Annotated in this window: 22 protein-coding genes; 6 read left to right on the top strand and 16 right to left on the bottom strand. The window is 44.3% G+C overall.

Annotated features, from left to right (window positions below; all coding sequences use genetic code 11):
* Positions 1 to 46: 46 nt before the first annotated feature.
* From NYE69_RS12815 to NYE69_RS12800, 4 genes are all read right to left on the bottom strand, one after another.
* The gene (locus tag NYE69_RS12815) at positions 47 to 385 is read right to left on the bottom strand and encodes a YolD-like family protein (RefSeq protein ID WP_340926486.1); all 339 of its coding nucleotides are present in this window, start codon (positions 383 to 385) and stop codon (positions 47 to 49) included.
* The gene (locus NYE69_RS12810) at positions 382 to 1650 is read right to left on the bottom strand and encodes a DNA polymerase IV (RefSeq protein ID WP_340926485.1); all 1269 of its coding nucleotides are present in this window, start codon (positions 1648 to 1650) and stop codon (positions 382 to 384) included. The genes NYE69_RS12815 and NYE69_RS12810 overlap by 4 nt, the downstream gene beginning before the upstream one ends.
* 389 nt (positions 1651 to 2039) lie before the next feature.
* Positions 2040 to 2327: a hypothetical protein gene (locus NYE69_RS12805; RefSeq protein WP_340926484.1), complete on the bottom strand. Its 288-nt coding sequence runs from the start codon at positions 2325 to 2327 to the stop codon at positions 2040 to 2042.
* 32 nt (positions 2328 to 2359) lie between these two features.
* Positions 2360 to 2542: a ribbon-helix-helix domain-containing protein gene (locus tag NYE69_RS12800; RefSeq protein WP_340926483.1), complete on the bottom strand. Its 183-nt coding sequence runs from the start codon at positions 2540 to 2542 to the stop codon at positions 2360 to 2362.
* Positions 2543 to 2693: 151 nt separating this feature from the next.
* On the opposite strand from NYE69_RS12800, the gene NYE69_RS12795 reads away from it, so the two are divergent.
* From NYE69_RS12795 to NYE69_RS12775, 5 genes are all read left to right on the top strand, one after another.
* The gene (locus NYE69_RS12795) at positions 2694 to 3110 is read left to right on the top strand and encodes a hypothetical protein (protein WP_340926482.1); all 417 of its coding nucleotides are present in this window, start codon (positions 2694 to 2696) and stop codon (positions 3108 to 3110) included.
* Positions 3111 to 3293: 183 nt separating this feature from the next.
* A complete protein-coding gene (locus tag NYE69_RS12790; RefSeq protein ID WP_340926481.1) occupies positions 3294 to 3479 on the top strand; it encodes a hypothetical protein in 186 nt (61 codons plus the stop codon).
* Between the two features lie 61 nt (positions 3480 to 3540).
* Positions 3541 to 3768 (top strand): hypothetical protein, encoded by a 228-nt coding sequence (locus NYE69_RS12785; RefSeq protein WP_340926479.1) that lies wholly within the window; start codon positions 3541 to 3543, stop codon positions 3766 to 3768.
* Positions 3769 to 4054: 286 nt separating this feature from the next.
* On the top strand, positions 4055 to 4252 hold the full coding sequence (locus NYE69_RS12780) for a hypothetical protein (RefSeq protein ID WP_340926478.1): 198 nt from the start codon (positions 4055 to 4057) through the stop codon (positions 4250 to 4252).
* Between the two features lie 78 nt (positions 4253 to 4330).
* Positions 4331 to 5191, top strand: a complete 861-nt coding sequence (locus tag NYE69_RS12775) for an ATP-dependent DNA ligase (protein WP_340926477.1) — start codon at positions 4331 to 4333, stop codon at positions 5189 to 5191.
* Here NYE69_RS12775 and NYE69_RS12770 read toward each other — a convergent pair.
* From NYE69_RS12770 to NYE69_RS12720, 11 genes are all read right to left on the bottom strand, one after another.
* Positions 5184 to 6080: a tyrosine-type recombinase/integrase gene (locus NYE69_RS12770; RefSeq protein WP_340926476.1), complete on the bottom strand. Its 897-nt coding sequence runs from the start codon at positions 6078 to 6080 to the stop codon at positions 5184 to 5186. The genes NYE69_RS12775 and NYE69_RS12770 overlap by 8 nt on opposite strands.
* Before the next feature lie 439 nt (positions 6081 to 6519).
* Positions 6520 to 6780 (bottom strand): 3-isopropylmalate dehydratase, encoded by a 261-nt coding sequence (locus NYE69_RS12765; protein WP_340926475.1) that lies wholly within the window; start codon positions 6778 to 6780, stop codon positions 6520 to 6522.
* A 330-nt stretch (positions 6781 to 7110) separates the two neighbouring features.
* On the bottom strand, positions 7111 to 7509 hold the full coding sequence (locus NYE69_RS12760) for an A24 family peptidase (protein WP_340926473.1): 399 nt from the start codon (positions 7507 to 7509) through the stop codon (positions 7111 to 7113).
* Positions 7510 to 7584: 75 nt separating this feature from the next.
* A complete protein-coding gene (locus NYE69_RS12755) occupies positions 7585 to 7722 on the bottom strand; it encodes a hypothetical protein (protein ID WP_340926472.1) in 138 nt (45 codons plus the stop codon).
* A 58-nt stretch (positions 7723 to 7780) separates the two neighbouring features.
* Positions 7781 to 10099, bottom strand: a complete 2319-nt coding sequence (locus NYE69_RS12750) for a CARDB domain-containing protein (RefSeq protein ID WP_340926471.1) — start codon at positions 10097 to 10099, stop codon at positions 7781 to 7783.
* A 79-nt stretch (positions 10100 to 10178) separates the two neighbouring features.
* The gene (locus NYE69_RS12745; protein ID WP_340926470.1) at positions 10179 to 11066 is read right to left on the bottom strand and encodes a copper amine oxidase N-terminal domain-containing protein; all 888 of its coding nucleotides are present in this window, start codon (positions 11064 to 11066) and stop codon (positions 10179 to 10181) included.
* On the bottom strand, positions 11053 to 11394 hold the full coding sequence (locus NYE69_RS12740; protein WP_213509857.1) for a hypothetical protein: 342 nt from the start codon (positions 11392 to 11394) through the stop codon (positions 11053 to 11055). The genes NYE69_RS12745 and NYE69_RS12740 overlap by 14 nt, the downstream gene beginning before the upstream one ends.
* Positions 11395 to 11623: 229 nt before the next feature.
* Positions 11624 to 12316, bottom strand: a complete 693-nt coding sequence (locus NYE69_RS12735) for a SprT-like domain-containing protein (RefSeq protein WP_340926469.1) — start codon at positions 12314 to 12316, stop codon at positions 11624 to 11626.
* A gap of 266 nt (positions 12317 to 12582) precedes the next feature.
* Positions 12583 to 12702: a putative holin-like toxin gene (locus tag NYE69_RS12730; RefSeq protein WP_340926466.1), complete on the bottom strand. Its 120-nt coding sequence runs from the start codon at positions 12700 to 12702 to the stop codon at positions 12583 to 12585.
* A 136-nt stretch (positions 12703 to 12838) separates the two neighbouring features.
* On the bottom strand, positions 12839 to 13153 hold the full coding sequence (locus tag NYE69_RS12725; protein ID WP_051985616.1) for a type II toxin-antitoxin system PemK/MazF family toxin: 315 nt from the start codon (positions 13151 to 13153) through the stop codon (positions 12839 to 12841).
* A 46-nt stretch (positions 13154 to 13199) separates the two neighbouring features.
* The gene (locus NYE69_RS12720; RefSeq protein ID WP_036624629.1) at positions 13200 to 13430 is read right to left on the bottom strand and encodes a hypothetical protein; all 231 of its coding nucleotides are present in this window, start codon (positions 13428 to 13430) and stop codon (positions 13200 to 13202) included.
* Positions 13431 to 13627: 197 nt separating this feature from the next.
* Between NYE69_RS12720 and NYE69_RS12715 the strand changes: the two genes are divergently transcribed.
* Positions 13628 to 13852 (top strand): hypothetical protein, encoded by a 225-nt coding sequence (locus NYE69_RS12715; protein ID WP_340926465.1) that lies wholly within the window; start codon positions 13628 to 13630, stop codon positions 13850 to 13852.
* Positions 13853 to 14099: 247 nt separating this feature from the next.
* On the opposite strand, the gene NYE69_RS12710 is transcribed toward NYE69_RS12715, so the two are convergent.
* Positions 14100 to 18266: a fibronectin type III domain-containing protein gene (locus tag NYE69_RS12710; protein ID WP_340926464.1), complete on the bottom strand. Its 4167-nt coding sequence runs from the start codon at positions 18264 to 18266 to the stop codon at positions 14100 to 14102.
* Positions 18267 to 18283: the final 17 nt, after the last annotated feature.

Below are 18283 nucleotides of genomic sequence, written 5' to 3'. Positions count from 1 at the left end.
TTTTATCTGCGGATATAAGAGACTTTCGATGTTCTTAGTACTACGCTTAGTTTAAACTTACACTTAAAATATCCTCTATTTTTATCCATTTCCATTCACCCGGTTCAATAACCAGTTTAATCTCACGCAGGTAAGTTTGAACTATGGTTATAAACCCGCTCACTTCAACGTCTTCGTACTCTCCCCAAATGCAGATCGCAATGCGCCGGTGTTCACGGAAAGCTTGGGCTATGGCTCGCTCGATCAATTCGACTTCCTGATCATCTAGTACCGGCCGCTGTTTCCGTCCCTCTTCATGCTGCTTTCGAATGATGGTTTCTTTGTGCTCCGGTAGCATCATGCGGCTGGATTCCCAAAGCCCGTTACCCTCCAACTTTTTTGTCATTTGTAATGCCCTCCAATCATTTCGGCTCTTCGTCGAGCCTGGCCGGCCGTTGTCAGCGATGCCGCACGCAATATTGCCGAGTCCCCGAAACGCCGTTTGATGTCATCGGTCGCTTTTTCGAGCGCCTGGTATTTCGGACGATCGTCGAACAACGTGATCTGGTACTCTTCATCCTTCACCAATCCGGACAGAGAGACGCCAATCTTCCGAACCGGCTGGCCGTCCCAATGACGTCGAAATAACGTCATAACGCCGTCGTACACTTGCTTGGTGACGTTTGTTGGATCGGGCATCTTCATCTGTCGGGAAAAGCCGGTAGGCCGATCAAAATTAGCTCCCATACACCCTGCCGATACAACATGCCCCATAAAGCCAAGGGCACGGGAACGCTGGCATACAAGCTCTGTCAGTTCGAGCAGCACCACCTTGATCTCATCCAGCTTGTAGTAATCGCGCGATAAGGTCATCATGTGCCCGACACTCTTAGGGGGCACTTGGTGCGTTCCCGGCTGAACCGGACTGTCATCGATGCCGTTGGCAATCCGCCAGTACAATTCAGCTTGGATGTCCGAATTTTTACCGAATTTGCGACGCATCATCTGTTTTAGCTTGGCCAGAGGCGTCTGAGCAACGCTGCCGATTGTGTACAACCCCATAGCCATAAAATGGCGATGCATCCGACTGCCAACCATAAACATGTCGCTAACGGGCTTTTTCCACAACGTCTCGGGAAGCATTTCTTTGTTCAGGGTGTATACGCCAGACGGATTTTTCTTCGCATAATTATCGCAAGCCGTTTTAGCCAAGACCTTTGTCTCGGCAATCCCAAAGCGAGTATACACGCCTGTAGCTACCATGACATGGTTCTGGATTATACAGGCGAGCTCTTCCGGGCTATCGGCAAATAGATGCATTGACTTGGTAACATCAAGAAATTGCTCATCTATACTGTACGGTTCAACCAAATCGGTATAGCTTTTGTAAATGTCCGTGATCAGCATGGAAACGTTAATATATGTTTGCATTCGTGGCCTTATTACGACAAGATCCGGGCATTTGGCTACTGCCTCCCCCAGTCTCTCTGCTGTAGTAATCCCCCTTGATTTAGCTATGGGGCATGCGGCCAGAACAATGCCTGATCGGCGCTCTGGATCACCAGCAACTACTAGAGGACGATCCTTATAATGAGGATACTCCGCCTTTTCAACGCTGGCATAAAAAGACTGGCAATCCCCTAACATAATAATTCGTTTGGGTGGTTTCATCGATCATTCCTCCTACAAACAAGCAAAATAAGAACATTTGTTTGTATTATATGCGAATACACGTTCGTAAATCAATGTAAATAAAATCCTCCTGGAATCACTCCCAGGAGGTTCTACGAAAACATATTAATTTTCCCCTACTGCTCGTTCACCTGTTTGCTCCAATTCCCATCACAAATTTTGTCATAAGCTGTTACCACTGGTTCAAGATCCGCTATAGAAGATTCTACCTGACAATCATGGAATGTCCCAAGAGCGAAGCAACATAATGCGCTGCTGCAAGTTTCTGCATTTCAGGATTATACCGGGGGCCATTTTTTCAATTCCTTATAATGATGATCGATCCAATCCTCAACCACGGTATCACTCCTATTCTTTTAACCTGTTTGTTATTGTGGTGGCGAATACTTTTTTTTGGCTTCAATTTGAAGTAATTCTATCAGGCCGGGTGAAAATTCAACGGTTTCCACCTCACGTCCAAGTAAGAGTTCAACACCTTTCTGAAACACTTCAAACTCAATTAATATCGTGTTTTCATAAATTTGATAGTAACTCATATGTTTAACATCATCTGAAAGCCACCAACGATTCGCGCCGTAACTCTTCATCACAGAGAGCATCTTTTTCTGAGCTTCCAAATCACTGTTCATTAATTTTACATATTCTTCGTTTGTCATTGCCTTGCCCTCCTCCTCTCATAACAATAGACCTAACTGTCGGTAGTTTTCTTGTTGTACTTTTGCAATAGTAATTCAATTGCTTGGTCTAGTAGTTTTGATTTTGGGATATCAGTTTCCTTATGAAGCCGGTCGAATTGTTCGGCCAGATCGTTACGAAGCGAATTCGATAAAGCCTTTCGATTCACTAGCCCTCTATTCCCCGATTCCTTCATGTCATCACCTCTTGAGTATATCATAAACAGAATTGCAATTGAATTCAATTGATTTCAAAAATATACTTGCAACTGAATTCAATTGAATGTAATATAAAGACATAAAAAACGGAACAATCTGGCGGCGGCCTGACGCGGGAGGCATCTAGCGATGAAGGCAACTGTAAACGGAAAGGTTATGGAATTGGCAGTAATGAAGACTTACCACAATGGGATGGAAGCAGTCTACGAATGCGTAAATTCCGATGGCGTGTGGGTGGCTGTAACCGAGAGCTTCGTAATCAAAGAGAAGATAAATGTTCGCACGCGCATTGACTACTCTGGTGATCGTGAAGGTAAATGTCGCGCAGCAGTGGTTACAATTACCGGAAAGACGGAGAATGAGGTGGAGAGCGCTCTGGAAGCTCTGTATCTGGCTGCTTCTAAGGAGGGATACGAAGCGGCTCGTTGCGACAATGTGGAAGAAGGACGCAAAGGCAAAGGGTTCACGATTACTGAGTTCTTCTTTGTGGATAGCGCTGATGACGCGAAGTATTTCAAGAAAAACGTGTACAAGTCATTCAAATAAATCACGGAGCTTTGGCCTTTTCATTAACAGGAGGACACAATGATTGAAACAATAATTCTTATTAGGAAAATTTGCGAGAAAGCAGAAAAGGGAAAGGTCGGTTACGAGGATGCTTTGCGGCGAATCGAAGCATTGCTGAAAAAATAACAAGGGGCTTCAGCCCCGCTTGGGAGGATATGGGGAATGGTAACTTTTAATGACATTATCGAAATGCACTCAACCATTAGAATCTTGGAAGAAAAACAGCGACGCCTCGCCCAGCTAGCACAAGAATTCATGAGCGAAGCCGAATCACTCGGCGGCGTAATTGCGACACTCAGAAGTGACTATGACGCGTTAAAGAAAAAGGCAAAGGAAAAATCAAATTGAAAAGACTGTCAGTATTAGCTACACTGGTTTGAATTGAGAAATAATGATTGGGGGAATATCAATGAAATTGACCAAAGAAAACGTTATTGGCCGAGAGTACGACAACATTGAAGACGCTGTAAATGAAATCGTTGAACCGGAGGACGGTGATTATATCACTTATAGTCGGACAGTTAACAGCGGTGACAACATGACTTATGCCGTCAAAAACGACAATCAAACAGAACTCATTATCAATGTAGACGTCCGAAATAACGGATCAGTAGTTGTCCGGTATGTCGAAGCATAGGAGCGCGTGGCCGCTCCTTTTCCATGCAGGAATTTTTTAGTCCCTATCGAATAATTAATGACGGGAGGCGAATTCCTAGATGTTTTGAACCTGTGCCTGCAAACAAGGGCGGAAATGTCAGAATACTTCCCGGACAGCCAAGCTTTGAAGAAAAGGCCATCACGAGCCTTACAAGCATGATAGGGGCAAATACTAAAGCTACCAAACATTGTAGCTCAATTTTTTATCTGAACGAGTGGGACGCTGGTCAAAAACGCCAGCTTGTATATTGAGGAGGGAATTTCCCGTGGCAGATTGGAAGAAAATCGGTGATAATAAATACCGCCTAATTGCAGAGTTAGGCCGAGAGAACGATAAACGGGTCAGAAAATATAAGGAAATAACTCGTGAGGACAATCCAAGCAATTATGAATTGAAATTGCTGGCCAATGCTTTTGAACAGGAAGAAAGATTGAAGAGCAATATCCCACCTGCTCACTCATAATATTTGAATATAATCTACCACAACTTACCACACCTAACCCTAGAACCTAAGCGCTATAATCGGTATGGGGGTGGTTTTTTGTTTATAGACCCAATGCTACTTGCCACAGCCCCTGGACCATTTTCCGATCCACGATTTATCTATGAGCCGAAGATCGACGGCCACCGGTTAATATTCTCGCAACAGAACGGCGTCATTCGCCTATACACGCGCCACAATACCGACTGCACGCGCCAATACCCGGAGCTGCAGCTTCCGTTTGATTGCGATGTCATCCTGGACGGCGAAATAGCTTGCGTTGATCCGGCGACCGGCGTTTCCGATTTCGAGGCGGTTATGGCGCGGTTTCAGGCGAAGAAGGCCGACAAGATCGCACGGCTATCCATGGTTCAGCCGACCACTTACGTTATTTTCGACATTCTGTGTTATAAGGGCGAAGACTTGCGCCGGCTGCCATTGATGGATCGCAAGAAGATTCTCGCTAGTCTGACGCTACCTAGTACGAGTTTTGGCGTCGTTCCGTTCGTGGAAGGCGCGGGCGAGGCACTGTTTGAGCAGATCAAAGCTCGCAGCATGGAGGGTGTCGTTGCTAAGCGCATGGATAGCGTATATGAGACGGGGCGGCGATCAGAGAACTGGAAGAAGGTAATCAACTGGACGTATGCGGACATATTCATAACGGGATATAAGAAAACGGAGTTCGGCTGGTTGGCTGGCATTGCGGATGAGCGCGGAAGAGTACGGCCAGCCGGTATTATCGAACTGGGGGCGGGGCCGACAGAGAAGAAGGCATTCTATGGCGTTGTGCAACCGCTTGTTACCGGCGAGGATCGTGACTTTGTTTACGTGGAGCCGAAGATCCGGGCGAGTGTGAAAATGCGAAACTGGACTAAAGCGGGACTGCTGCGTAGTCCAGTGTTTGTGAAGTTTATCATATAAGCAGCGCATACTTTTCGTGTTTCTTGCGTAGATCGCTACTAAAAAGTTGAACGTAATGGGCTGTCATGTACCCGGAAGAGTGTCCGAGTATGCGCTGTAAACTGATCGGATCGCCGTCGTTCATAATCCAATGTTTCGCGAAAGTATGTCGAAATACGTGCGGGCGAACTTCTGTGTTATAAAACAAGTTGGGATTACTAAGTTTGATTCGCGCTAAGTATTTTCGTACAGCAGACGAAGAAACAGAGAATACACGGTTTGACTCTATTTGTTGCAGATGGGATCGAAGTTCCGGGACCAATGCACCTGACACCGGAACTACGCGGTCCTTTTTCGTTTTTGTATTTGTAATTAAAAGCTGACTCTCTTCTAAAAACACGTCCCCTTTTTCTAACCCCAAAACCTCTGATATTCTCAATCCGGTATTAATTAGAACTCGAAACACAAGGCTATAAAACGGGCTGCTTCTTTCAATTATGTAGACTAACTGATCGAGTGAAAAAGTTTTTGTTACCTTAACTGTTACTGGAGGTTTTCTTATGTCAATAAAGAGAGTGAAATTCTTCCGGCGAACCAGGAATGTCTCAAACATTCTCAAAACGTCGTAATATTTTCGGATTGAATTGGAGGTTAGGTTTTTTCCTGTTTTCACACTGATTTTATCTTTGTATAAATACCTGAAGTACTTGTCAATCAATTCTCGATCAATTTTATTCAAAGTTACTATGCCGAGGGCATGACAGAATGCCATAAAGTCGCGTAAAACGACTCCGTCAAGCATAAGCGTACTGCTGGAAAGCCCTGCCGATGCTCGATATGCTTTAAATTCTTCAATAACATTTTGAATACTTGCAGCATTGGGAAACGCAACAATAGAAGGACCGATCATCCTATGACCTCTTTCTATTTGAATTTCCCACAAAGTTCAGATAATTAAAACTGTTCGACGAAAGCCCAATCGTCAAGTCATCTATACCGCATATTTAAACGTGCATGCAGATCGAAGGTATCGGTCATTCCCAACCTTAATACTGTCCTTTGTTATCTCCGTGATCTTTCCGCTTCCAACAAGTTCCCCCTCAACGAATACTACAACCGGCACGCGATCCAACTGTGCGGTATAAAATTGAACATCACCGCATAAATCGGCTACTTCGTTTCATATTTCGACCACCTCACCAAAATTTTACCACATTTAACAGACTAAGTCCCACATTAGACTAAAGGGAGAAAATAAAAAAAGCCCTGCTTAATATCTTCAGCAGGGGGATTTCGTCTATGCAATAATATTTTTACTTCAACAATTTCCAAAGTCCACAATACGATTTTCATTTCCACCAACGGGCATCTTTAAAACTAACAAAGCCGCCCTGCTCAATAATGCTTTTCAGTGCCTCTTTCGCACCAACAGGTTGGTAAGGGTACTCAGTATCTTTAAAGCCGAACACACCTAACGTGGGATGCTCTAAAACATATCCTGAAACCATAATGTATCTATGTTTATCAAGATCAAATCGACGATCTTTCAACTTTACAATTTTTAACGCTGCGTTGATCGCTTTAGTTTCTTCCGTGATTTCATGATTCATTTAATAAATCTCCCTTCACAAGTATTGAACTATACCTCATTAAGGACTCGTAGTATTAACCACTCTCATCCACGACCACCGGACAGTTAACGTTAGCCCCCCGAACTGAATCTCATCGGCTTCACTCGGTGAAAAAGGCAATCCAGGTATAAGAAGCCCTATATTCATATCGAAATCCGTATCTTTTAAAATACTTTATAGCCTTATCTTGGAATGCTATGGGAATGAATACGATGTACCCGCCGTTTTCTGATTCGCAGAATTCAAATCCTACTATGTTTTCCTCAAGCCATTTTCTGATTCTATTGTTCATATGTCCTCCTAACAGGTCTAAATAATTATTGCGACCACTGCGCCGACTGATAAAAAAGGAGCTAGAGGGACACTTTGATCCTTCCTCCCCCTAACTCTCTCATAAATCGTATACACAAGGGCACCTGCAGACATTACAAAGATAACTAAAACAATCTTTGCACCTAAACAAAGGCCTAAAACGGCCAACATTTTTATATCTCCCGCCCCAATAAATTGGGGTTTTATCAGATACATCAAAAGAAATAAAAGGGCCGGAACCAGGGCGGCATAATAAGCCGGTTCCTGGATTCTTAGGATCAACAATAGCAAAAGAAATGGGTAAGTGATACTGTTTTTAATCTCCCGGGCCTTGAGATCGGTATAGCTGCAGACCAAGCAGTAAATAATCATACAGCCCATAATAAACAGATTCATTTTTGCCTCCTTAAAAAATAGAGGAGCCATATCGGCCCCCCCTTTCATTTTAATTGCTTAAGTGCTTCTATTTCATCAATCTTTATCAGTTTTAACTCCTGGACACTTCTCATTCATACAGATATAATCCGAAGCATGACCTTCTTCAGTTTCCAAGTAATCAGCCAGCTCCATTTCATGTCCACATTCTGGACATAATGGACTTTTCGACATTGCCAACAACTCCTTTGCTACATATAGATTCTCTTAAAATAGCCAAAAAGGCAATCTGTCAGTTATCAGACCGTAAATTTTGCACATCATCATACATGCTGCCATATATTCTTACTTTCTTGGTTACACATGAAACAAGCCCATGCATCCCGGCCCTGCTGGTTGTAATCGTAATGGTGTAGTTCCCGTCCGGTACATTGATATCAGTGTAGAATTTCCGGTCCTTGTATACCTTTCCGGATTCAGATTTTACTTCCTGTTCCGGCAACTCCCAAGTGGCGTTATTCCGATCCCCACTCGTCTTCTCCAGTTTAACCACTTTCACCAGCCGTCCTTTTGTATCACGTATGGTTGCCGTTACTTCGTCCGGACCATAGTATTCTCCCCCGAAAGGCTTGGCCGTTTTGCGCAGCCCTTTTGGTATCTCTGTCTCCCAATCTGTCCAATACGAGGTGGTTGCCTTAATTTCAAACCCATAACCGGCGCGGGTGACCATATTAGGGTCCAAATTATTTTCTTTTGCCCACGGGATTATTTGCCAGCTACCTCGGCTTTCTCGATCACTTTCTTTCGGATGATCCAGATCCGTCTTGATACCTTGCTTGGTGTTGATGTCAGCAGACAAGTTTAGTCTTTCATTGTACCAAACAGTTTTAGTTTTCCATACTGGAGTGTTTTCCGGTATAATTCGCGTAATATAATCGTAGGTAACTTTCCAATTTTTTGTTACCTTTGGCCCGTTATTACACGGTGGAACATCTTTCTCAATCGGGTTAACCAGGCAGCTCGTCGAAGCGATATTATTACCCGGATCGGTGTCCCCTTCTTTTTCATGTTCAGGATCGACTTGGACTGTCAAGCCGTATAATCCCTCTTGAGGCGCCCGCCATTGGAACGGCCCCACGCTTTGCGTCTTGTTGGCTGGGAGGTTTTTCCTCGCCTCATAAATTGTTTCACCGTCAGTCGAGAAGCGAATAAGAACATCTTTTTGGTCAAATTTTCCGACATTTTTCACTTCGGCCGTGATCGTCGTTTTTTCCCCTACTTCGATTTCATCCGGATTGACCGTGATCGATTCCGCGATCAAATCATACGCCGGCTCTTCCACCGTTATCGTCCACTGGCCAAGAATATCATTGTTTTGGTAGGCATCTACAGGAGACTCCAATGCACGATCCGGATGATTTGGATTATTGATCGTTGCATTGACTTTAATGTAATGCTTTCCAGGTGTATCCCCTATCTGGATCTTCCCGAGCATATAGCTAAATTCCTGTCCCTTTTTGAGTATGGCCGGGAGCTGATTGTCCATGGAAGGAAGAGAAAATTCAGCGGTATCTGCTCCCCCTATTTTAACTAATGCAGCCATCGGCATGCCCCGCTCATTGACATAGTCGGAGGAAATGATGTCTTCCCCATCGTACCGAAATTTTACCCATAGCTGCCCACCTTCGGTCAGTGTGAGTTTGGTAGGCACATAATCCATCGACTGCACATCCGGTAACTTAACGCTTTCTATGGCGGTGCGGCCATACCCGTCGTCAATGATGATGTCTACATCAGCCCCTAGAACCTTGGAAATATCTTTCGCATTGATTTTGGCGGAACCCGTATACTGCTCTTCAGATGTATTAATCAGCTTTCCATCGGTCAGACTGACGACTTTACTCAGGTCCGGAAATGCCCCCTTCGGAGCTGCAATAAGACGAATGTTACGCTCAGAATATCCAGATGTAGTAAAATTGATATTAAGCGCATCGCCTTGAGTAACCTTCAGCGTTGGCCACTTGGAAACTTCATATATAGCTTGATAGTCATCTTTACCAACCTTCTTGGTCTGATCAAATTTCGCTCCCATCCGGGTGATAATGCCCGCTGTGCGTAAGAATTCACGCCGTTCGACTTTGTAGTAATAATCATGACCATCTTTGAAAATGGGATCGTCGGCATTCGCCTCAAAAGATTCCTTGAAATAAGCTCGCTGTTTAGCTCCCAAGGGTTGGCCGGCCCACACAGCATCGAATAAATCTCCTAACGCTTCAGGGCTTTTATAGACCAACCCAAATCCGTTTTCTCTTTTAAATGAAGGTTCATCCGGCGTATCTTTCACATTGAACACATCGTAGTTATGGATAGTACTGCTGCCGCCATCTTTGAAATTAAAAATCCCTGCCCATTGGTACAACTCCCATGGATTTCGCTTTACTCGTTTATCCAAGGCGGGAATGTAGCCGCTGAACATCTCCTCAGTTTTGCCATATTCCCAAGGTTTAACGTCATTCACATGCTTTTGCAGCATCGGGGCTTCCGCAGCTGATGCAATTCCCGAAACCAGCAAAAACACCCCCATGAAGATCACACAAACTTTTTTCTTCATTTCCTTTCCTCCCCGCAAAATGGTAAAACAAAAAGAGCCTGCGTTCGGCAGACTCTTTTTGTTTTAGCAGTTGAGTATCTTATTTCAATTGTTGTGCCAGTTTTTGCACATCTTTCAATGGAGCGCCAGAATAACTCCCGGCTTCAACCACAATGGCGTCGTCAGTAATATCTCCAAAGAGTAAGGACAAGTCCTCATCGTCCTTACTATCCAGAATCACAAAATACCCTTCCTGGCTTTCGCGTCCTGGATAGACTTGTGCAAATGTGATAGACCCTTTTCCCCTCCCGATCTCATACGTATAGGTTTTTCCAGGGGTAAGTTTTTCTCCTCCATAACTCGCTTTTGCGCCCTTCGGAAGGGTAAACGTCAACTTTCCATTGGACACCTTCATGTTATTCGCAAACAGTTCCTTGGCCAGTTTATTGTACATATAACCGCTCGAGTCCGTACCCCATTCAAAATCCGTATTGTACATGTTATTTGGATCTGGTTCAGGCTCGATCACTTCAGCACCAGTGCTGATGCTCACCAGTTTCTTGCTTTGATTCCAATCGACCGTAGCCCCAAGCGCCTCGGACACGAAGCGCAGAGGTATTAACACCCGAGAGCCTTGCATCCGGGCCGGTACTTCCAATTTAACAAATACATCCCCAACCAACACACTGTCCGAATTAACCGGCATACGGATTGTCTTGCCTTCAAGCTCGACGTACACCACCCGCTCTACCCGGTTTCCGGTTTTCTCCTTCTTGTAATTGACCTTGGCCCCAAGTGCCTCACTGACAAACCGAATAGGAATCAGTACCCGATTGCTTTCAAAGTACGGCTTCTCGTCCGGGAACTTTACCGTCTTACCATCAACCTGAACTATCACATTTATCTTAGCTGCGGAAGCCGTAGAAACTGCCAAACCAAAAACCATTACAAAACTAAGCATTAAAACCATTACCTTACTTCTTTTCATGCTCATCACTCCTTTGTTTAATTGCCTGATTCATTTCATGGAGTAAATCCATCATGAGTTGAACAGCCTGTGTAACTTGTTCAGCACCATGATTTAACTCATTTTCAAACTTTCCCAACTTTTCACGCCACTCTGCAGTCAAAAAGTAGCTCTGATCCCGGTCGTTTAATCTTTGAATAGCTTCTCGAACAGCATCCGGACGTTTTGTATTATGTTTTTCGCAATAGTTTGTCAAAATCTTTTCTTCCTCTACCGACAACCGCATATGCAGCCACTCGCTTTTGGGTTCATCAGATGGTGGCCGCCCTCTTTTCTTTCCGCTTTGCAAACTTGAATCACACCTCGTTTTTCGTGATAATATAATTATATTTTATTATCACGAAAATTGTCAACCAGTATTTCCCAAGGCAATTTCTCTCCCCTCCCCACCGAAGTTTACAAAAATAATCGCCCGAAAGGGCGATTATTAAAATTATTGTTGAAATCCATAAATCAACGATATCACAGATAAGCAAACGATTCGTTCTAAAAAAGTATGATAGTTTTTAGTCCGAGTATTAATCCTTTGGCTCTTCTTCCAGCATTTTTTCATCGCAATCGTCACAACGAATATTAACCATTTTGGATGCTCTCACGGAGTTTCCACAGCCAGGGCAAACATACTTTCGGATATGGGATTTTTTTCTCTGAGTATCCCCCTTGCCTGCTGACTCTCCCGATTCCGAAGGTCCGCCTTCCGCTGCAGGGACACTCACTACGGTTCCAAAGGTGTTACGGGCGATCACAAAAACGTCACGATTTATCTTGAACCGATCAATTTTAGCCTTGGTTTCATCGGTTATTTTTGCGAATGACCACCCTAATTTTTTATCCGGTTCGTTGGATGGATAGTAAAACCCTCTTCGTAAACATTCATCACGAAAACGTTTATTGTGGTATTGCCCTCCTCTGGAAACATCTTGAACACCGTGAATCTTATTGTATAAATGAACCATTTCGTGCAGCATGGTATCCATGGTCTCATAAAAATCATTATTCAAATATTCTGCAGCGATGTTGATCTCATAAAGCTGAATTTTCCCCTCACTGTCCAGCCAGATCGGTGAACGAGAGCACCACCCCATTGTACTTCGCTTACCACCCGTTTGAATGGTTATGGCCGGTTCAGACAACTCACCATCAAAAAATGCTTCGTTTAAGCAACGGAAAGCCCTATGCAGTTCCTCTGTCGCTGCTTCGATGTTAACCATCATCGATCACCCATTTTTTTGAATGTACACATTCAAAAATCTAACTTTGAGCTTTGTTTCCTTTGAATGTTTACATTCAATGATGCAACCTCGATAAGCTGACCAATTGGTAGACCTCATTGAGGTATATTTACGCTTGTGCTATGATAAAAATAGAAAAGGAGCCGTGCTGTAACACGACTCCTCATGTACACTTACCGCTTTAAAGAGCGGTCGGCTGTGCAAAGGTGGATCAAAATAGACCGCATCCTTCGCTGGGGGGCGGTCTATTTCTTTGTGTTTTGATTAATCGCTACGACGATGGCCACAACCAGCGTCAGCAGCGCAATAATAAACGCACCAAAACTGATCATGATCGTCAAAGCTTCATTAATCGCCACGGGCATCACCTCCCTTCCGGGAGATTAGCCGACCGCCCTTATAAGCCAGTTTCATGTACAAGCATTATTATAGCAGAACTTGGAAGTCCAGGATCAGGGTTTTTATCAAAATTAAAAAGCACCTTTGGACGCCCTCACTAAATTACCAATAAATTCGCTCCAGGACATTAACAAGATCCTCATCATGGAGTTTACCAATATACTCACGAATTTTGCTATGATCCAGTGGTGCGAACTGTGAACACCTTGCTACTGATGGTTCTTTCAGCCCGGCTTCACGCCAATATCGGAGTTCCAAATCTCCCGGATCATTTGTTCGTTCAGCATGGCTGGTTACCTTGATCACAATTGATCGATTGTTTTCCGTATGCAAAATGATCCCGGGCCTAAGTTTTTCTCGTTCTTGATCGTCAAAGGGATAAAGAACAAGGTATACGTCTCCACGATTATGCAGCATAAAAACGAGCTCATGATCAACTCATGAGCTCTTCTCCCCTTGCTTATTATTTTTTGTAGTACTCTTTTTCCATTTCCTTTAAATTATGCTCAGCTCGTTTCCACAAATCCGGCAAGTGTTTATCAATCTCTTGGTTAGCTTTTTTGAGTCGTTCCTGCAGAGAGTTGTCAGGCTCCATTAGATCTTCTGTTTCTTTCCGGGCCTGTTCCCAAATATTCGGAAGAGCCCGTTCAAAATTTTGCAGAATCTCCGTTCGTTTTTCATCAGATGGGTTCATGTGGTATATCCTCCCCAGATGGTTTCTTACTTGATCATACCACAAATCGCTTCAAGCAGCGAACGGCCACTTAACGCAATTTTGCGCTAAATAAAATTCAGTTCTTGGTTTTCAATTCACCCTTAAGAACCCTATATAAGATAATATTTAGCACAGTAGATACTAGAAGAATCATATATAGGAATTCATTAATAATAGTGATCATTGAAAAATTGATTATGACTAATATAGGAAGTAATGCAGACGAGATTGTTCCAAAAATTATAGACCTTGTAACCAATTTGACTAACAATGATAACATGGGTTCTGTTCTATTAACTAAGTTAGTAAAAAGACCTAAAGTTAAAAATATAATAAACAAAATAACAGCTGTCGTAATCATCATATTCGCTAAAACCGGAAAAGAATTTATTATTTCTTGATTCGTTAGATTCGATTCGGATATCGTTATCACAACATTCTTATACCCAGAGATAGCCGCAATCAGAAAAAGAATTGATAAACTGCTAACATTTATATACATCCAATATCTTGCGATTTGGAACATCTTTTGATAATCCCAATTCGAGATCCGTTCATGCAATTCATTTCCCCTCCTCATTATGAGAGTAATTCATGAACAACATAATAAGGCCATCCTTTCATCTGGATGGCCTTATTATTGCCGAGTTATTCCATCAATCCAAGCGTTCGATATATCAAGGCTGCACATTCCGCACGTGTTAATTTTCGTTTAGGCTTGAACGTTTCGTCCGGATAACCATTGATTACCTGCTCTGATGTCAGGGCGGCCACTTCCAGCTTTGCCCAGAAAGCAATCATATCGGCATCCTTAAATCTGATCCCAGCAGCAGGGAGCATCCCTTTGTACGCTGCATTAGCGATCATTTTTGCGGCTTGTTCACGGTTGATCGGATCGTACGGGCGGAACTCTTTATCGCTGAAGCCACGAGCTACTCCATTCAGAACCGCAGCTCCCAGTTCCGGGGCATACCAAGCCGTCCGCTGAATATCCTCGAAAGTAAGGGGCACGTCCGAAGCGGCTTGCAATTCTAACGCACGCACCATCATAGATGCAAATTCAACACGAGTCACTTCCCGATCCGGCTCAAATTTCGTATCAGCCACTCCCTTGACGATTCCCTGATCGTACAATGCAAGGATTTCATTTTTAGCGAAAGATCTATCAATATCACTAAATCCGAGCTTATTATCAACGCTTTTAGGTTCTTCATTCTCTGGCAGTGTCGGTTCATGAACTGGGGGTTGGTCTGGCATCACTAGATCGCTGCCTCCATGATTCGTTCCGCCCGATCCTCCAGATCCGCCTGGTAACGACGAAGACAGAGTGCGCCCGGAAGCAGTTTTGGGCTCCGTTTTCTCACCTATACTGTTTTCTGTCCAAACATCGATAGTGTAAGGGTGATTCGCCACTAAATTACTCACTGTAAACACTTTATCCTTACCGCGATACAGTACTTTACCGCCACTTGTGTAGACGAATACTTCATTACTAAGCGAGCTGTCGATCTTGACCGTTAACGTTTTCTGCGTAGGATCAATAACCGATACCTCAAAATTGGAAGATGGTAGCGTTACAAACAGAGGAACTGGCGCAGCTTTACCTTCACCAGCGTCATTGACCGGGATAATCTTCCAATCATCATACTCCTTGGCGCTTTCCAAACCTTCTATCTCTTTCGCCGTTTCCGGAGTTGTGATGATTCCGACTACATTTCCATCTCCATCGATCACTTTGTACCAGTCCGCTCCATCCACCGGTTCAATGATGATCACTACCGAGTGCTCACCACGATCTCCGATAGTAATCGGCTGGCCGTTCGGATCGTTCGGGTCAACGTCAAAGTCTGCTGGAAGGGTGCGCTGCGAGAAACTTGATTTTGGGCCCTCTCCAGTATCGTTTACGGCGGAAACATTAACTGTTATGGTTTCCCCAGGTTTTAATCCCCCAACCGAATAACTCGTATTTGCCGTATCGCCAATCTGCTCACCGTTATTGTTGTAAATCACATATTTATTAGCACTGGTCACTTCATCCCAGGCAAAGGTCATTTGATTTGACTTCACCTCTTTGAGATGCACGTTACCCGGCATGGCCGGAAGCGTTAAAAAGGTTCCTGTAGTTGCCTCACCATATCCGGATGCATTGCCGGCAACGACTTTCGGCTGATAGAGAGTACCGGCAGACAAGTCAGTAAGGACCATTTCGGTGCCGGATATCTCGTAATACACTGTATCAGTAACGGACACTTTGTATTTGTCCGCTCCGGTTACAGGATCCCAACTAAGCTTTGCTTGTGTTTCTCCAACTTCGCTAACGTTTAAACCTTGTGGCATGTCCGGTAGCGTAGAGACACTGACTCTCCCGGCCGCACCAGTCCCGCTCCGATTTTTAGCGCAGACTTCAAAGGTGTAACGGCTTCCCGGTTCCAATGAAGTTACCGTGAACTGCTTCGTCTCGGCAGATAATTCTCTCTCCTCCACACCGTTAACCAGCAGCATGTAGTTTTCCGCCCCGCGTACAGCTTTTTTTATAGATAAGGTAACTTCGTTCTTACCGACTTCTTCAACAGCAATTTCCGTCTTCCCCGGCAGTGTTAGGACTCCATTAAAGTACGCAATGTCGCCGAATCCAGACTCATTTTTGGCGGCCAGTTGGTAATCATACTCCGTACCGCTGTCCAAACCTGTGTCGGTATATGATGATAAATAAGGCCCACTATAGCGGTTTATTGCATCACGAAGCAGTTCGTAGAGAGAAGCCGTTTCAGAAGCACTCCATGTCAATTCAACCTCTGTCTCCCGAATTTGAGCCGACTGGAATTCCCCCGGCGCAGCAGGAAGCGATAAAAAACCAAGTATGCTACTCTCACCAGATCCGCTTGCATTTTTAGCTGTGACCGAAACCGTATACTGCTTCCCAGGCTCAAGACCAGTCACCTGGTACGTTCCGGCTGCGCTTAATTCCTCTTCGTAGACGTTCCTGTCGGCATCTTTTACAAGCAAAATATAGCTGTCCGCCGACGAGACTTCGTCAAATGAAACATTGACGGTTTTACTATTATTGGTCACAAACGACACTCTAAGATTATCGACGGCTGCAGGAAGCGTGAGTACTTCAAACTGTTCGCTCCAGTCCGTTTCCCCGACGTGGTTGAGCACCTTAATCCGATATTTATATGTTGATCCGGCAGTTAGTCCTTCCTCCTTGATTTTATTCTCCGGATAATCCAGTAACCAGGTCTTGCCTGTTATTGTATTTTCTATCACGTACTTGTAACCGTCCGTATAAGGAGTATTCGGGAGTAGCCATCTGATTTCGGCCCAATCTGGACCTACCGAACGGGATTGAAATTCAGCTACTTCCGGTTGGAATTGGATTTGATACGGAGAGCTGGTTACCGTTACCTTATTACCCGCCTGATCAACAGCTTGAGCATGCACATACCACTTCCCTTCTTCAGCCAGAGTTAATCGTAATTCATCGCTATCGGCAGTATTCCAACTGGCCGGATCCTCTGGGGAAGTAGTAACTTTGTATTTTCTACCGTTTGATGAAAGGCCAGATAAATTATCCCCATACTTGACCACGATACCCACCGGCTTGTCCGTCCATCCCATTACATCTTTCGGCGAAATTGTAATGGTAGGGGCAGTCAGATCAACCTTTGCCATCACTGATGCTTCTTCGCTCACATTTCCTGCTTTATCAACAGTACGTGCGTAGAGTTCCGTTTGGCCCTCTGTGCTTATCTCCACAACGCCATTGTAAGTTGTCCAATCCCCTTCTCCAACTCTAAACTCAGTTTTTGATACGCCAGAGCCAGTGTCCGTACCAGCCGTGATTGTGGCGGTTATTTTTCCACCAGACCAATCTGATGTGCTTAAGATAATTGTCGGCTTTGTCGGCGGCGTCTTATCTACAAAGATAGTGCCCGAATAACTGGCCGAGTTTGAACCGCCAAATCCATCGGCTACCGATACAGTCAATGGATAATTCCCCTGTGGAATCGCGTCAGCCGTCCAACTCAGACTCCATGTCCCCTCTGGTGTAACAGTCGTTGATTTGGATACTCCCCCTAGGCTACCCGATATAGTCAACGTATCTCCATCGGCATCATTAGCCGTACCAGATATAGTTAAACTGTTGTAACCGGATACTTCAGAAATGTATCTATCCCCGGTTGTTGTCACTGTTAGGGTTGGGGACGTGTTGATAACCTCTCCCTTAACATACCAATATCCATCACTGTGTCTCCCATTGTTTGGATAGGTCCCGTCTGGGGCTTGTACATCACCTATAAACGCCCCCCTGCTATAAGTGTATCCCGATGGCTGAGCGGAAAAAGAATTATATATGATCCCAGTAGAAAGCCGAGTACCCTCGCGATCCCATTTATAGTCTCGATACACCCAAAGAGTGTTTTCAGGAGGAGAGAATGTAATCTCCCGACCCACATAGATTTTATATTCTGAAATATATGCAAAACTTTCTGAAATTGGAGATGGACCATGGTCACCTACGGTAAATGTTTTGCTACTGCCATTTAGTGAATACCTACCAGTGCTTGCGTCAAAGGTGAAATTTGACCATCCTGTGTAAGTTATTAGCCCATTGCTCATAGCATCTTCAATATCGCCATTAATGCCAGAGGAATCAATCCATGGACCATAAGGTTCTGCCAATGTCTCATATTTTTTGTAAATGAAGGCATGCGCTGCAGCTTCACTTGTTCCAACCCCAAAATTAAATGCGCTTAACACCAAAGCGACTGACAATACTAAACTCGTGATCTTATTTTTGAACCCGGACACTTAGAATCCCTCCTGTC

Source organism: Paenibacillus sp. FSL R5-0527, assembly GCF_038008055.1.
GTDB lineage: Bacteria > Bacillota > Bacilli > Paenibacillales > Paenibacillaceae > Fontibacillus > Fontibacillus macerans.
Note: the sequence above shows the minus strand (reverse complement) of the source record. Positions and strands in the feature narration are given on the sequence as shown.

Excerpts from the sequence above, each read along its gene's own strand:
- NYE69_RS12815 (WP_340926486.1), bottom strand. The coding sequence starts at position 385 with ATGACAAAAAAGTTGGAGGGTAACGGGCTTTGGGAATCCAGCCGCATG.
- NYE69_RS12810 (WP_340926485.1), bottom strand. The coding sequence starts at position 1,650 with ATGAAACCACCCAAACGAATTATTATGTTAGGGGATTGCCAGTCTTTT.
- NYE69_RS12805 (WP_340926484.1), bottom strand. The coding sequence starts at position 2,327 with ATGACAAACGAAGAATATGTAAAATTAATGAACAGTGATTTGGAAGCT.
- NYE69_RS12800 (WP_340926483.1), bottom strand. The coding sequence starts at position 2,542 with ATGAAGGAATCGGGGAATAGAGGGCTAGTGAATCGAAAGGCTTTATCG.
- NYE69_RS12795 (WP_340926482.1), top strand. The coding sequence starts at position 2,694 with ATGAAGGCAACTGTAAACGGAAAGGTTATGGAATTGGCAGTAATGAAG.
- NYE69_RS12790 (WP_340926481.1), top strand. The coding sequence starts at position 3,294 with ATGGTAACTTTTAATGACATTATCGAAATGCACTCAACCATTAGAATC.
- NYE69_RS12785 (WP_340926479.1), top strand. The coding sequence starts at position 3,541 with ATGAAATTGACCAAAGAAAACGTTATTGGCCGAGAGTACGACAACATT.
- NYE69_RS12770 (WP_340926476.1), bottom strand. The coding sequence starts at position 6,080 with ATGATCGGTCCTTCTATTGTTGCGTTTCCCAATGCTGCAAGTATTCAA.
- NYE69_RS12765 (WP_340926475.1), bottom strand. The coding sequence starts at position 6,780 with ATGAATCATGAAATCACGGAAGAAACTAAAGCGATCAACGCAGCGTTA.
- NYE69_RS12760 (WP_340926473.1), bottom strand. The coding sequence starts at position 7,509 with ATGAATCTGTTTATTATGGGCTGTATGATTATTTACTGCTTGGTCTGC.
- NYE69_RS12755 (WP_340926472.1), bottom strand. The coding sequence starts at position 7,722 with ATGTCGAAAAGTCCATTATGTCCAGAATGTGGACATGAAATGGAGCTG.
- NYE69_RS12750 (WP_340926471.1), bottom strand. The coding sequence starts at position 10,099 with ATGAAGAAAAAAGTTTGTGTGATCTTCATGGGGGTGTTTTTGCTGGTT.
- NYE69_RS12745 (WP_340926470.1), bottom strand. The coding sequence starts at position 11,066 with ATGAAAAGAAGTAAGGTAATGGTTTTAATGCTTAGTTTTGTAATGGTT.
- NYE69_RS12735 (WP_340926469.1), bottom strand. The coding sequence starts at position 12,316 with ATGGTTAACATCGAAGCAGCGACAGAGGAACTGCATAGGGCTTTCCGT.
- NYE69_RS12730 (WP_340926466.1), bottom strand. The coding sequence starts at position 12,702 with ATGCCCGTGGCGATTAATGAAGCTTTGACGATCATGATCAGTTTTGGT.
- NYE69_RS12725 (WP_051985616.1), bottom strand. The coding sequence starts at position 13,153 with ATGCTGCATAATCGTGGAGACGTATACCTTGTTCTTTATCCCTTTGAC.
- NYE69_RS12720 (WP_036624629.1), bottom strand. The coding sequence starts at position 13,430 with ATGAACCCATCTGATGAAAAACGAACGGAGATTCTGCAAAATTTTGAA.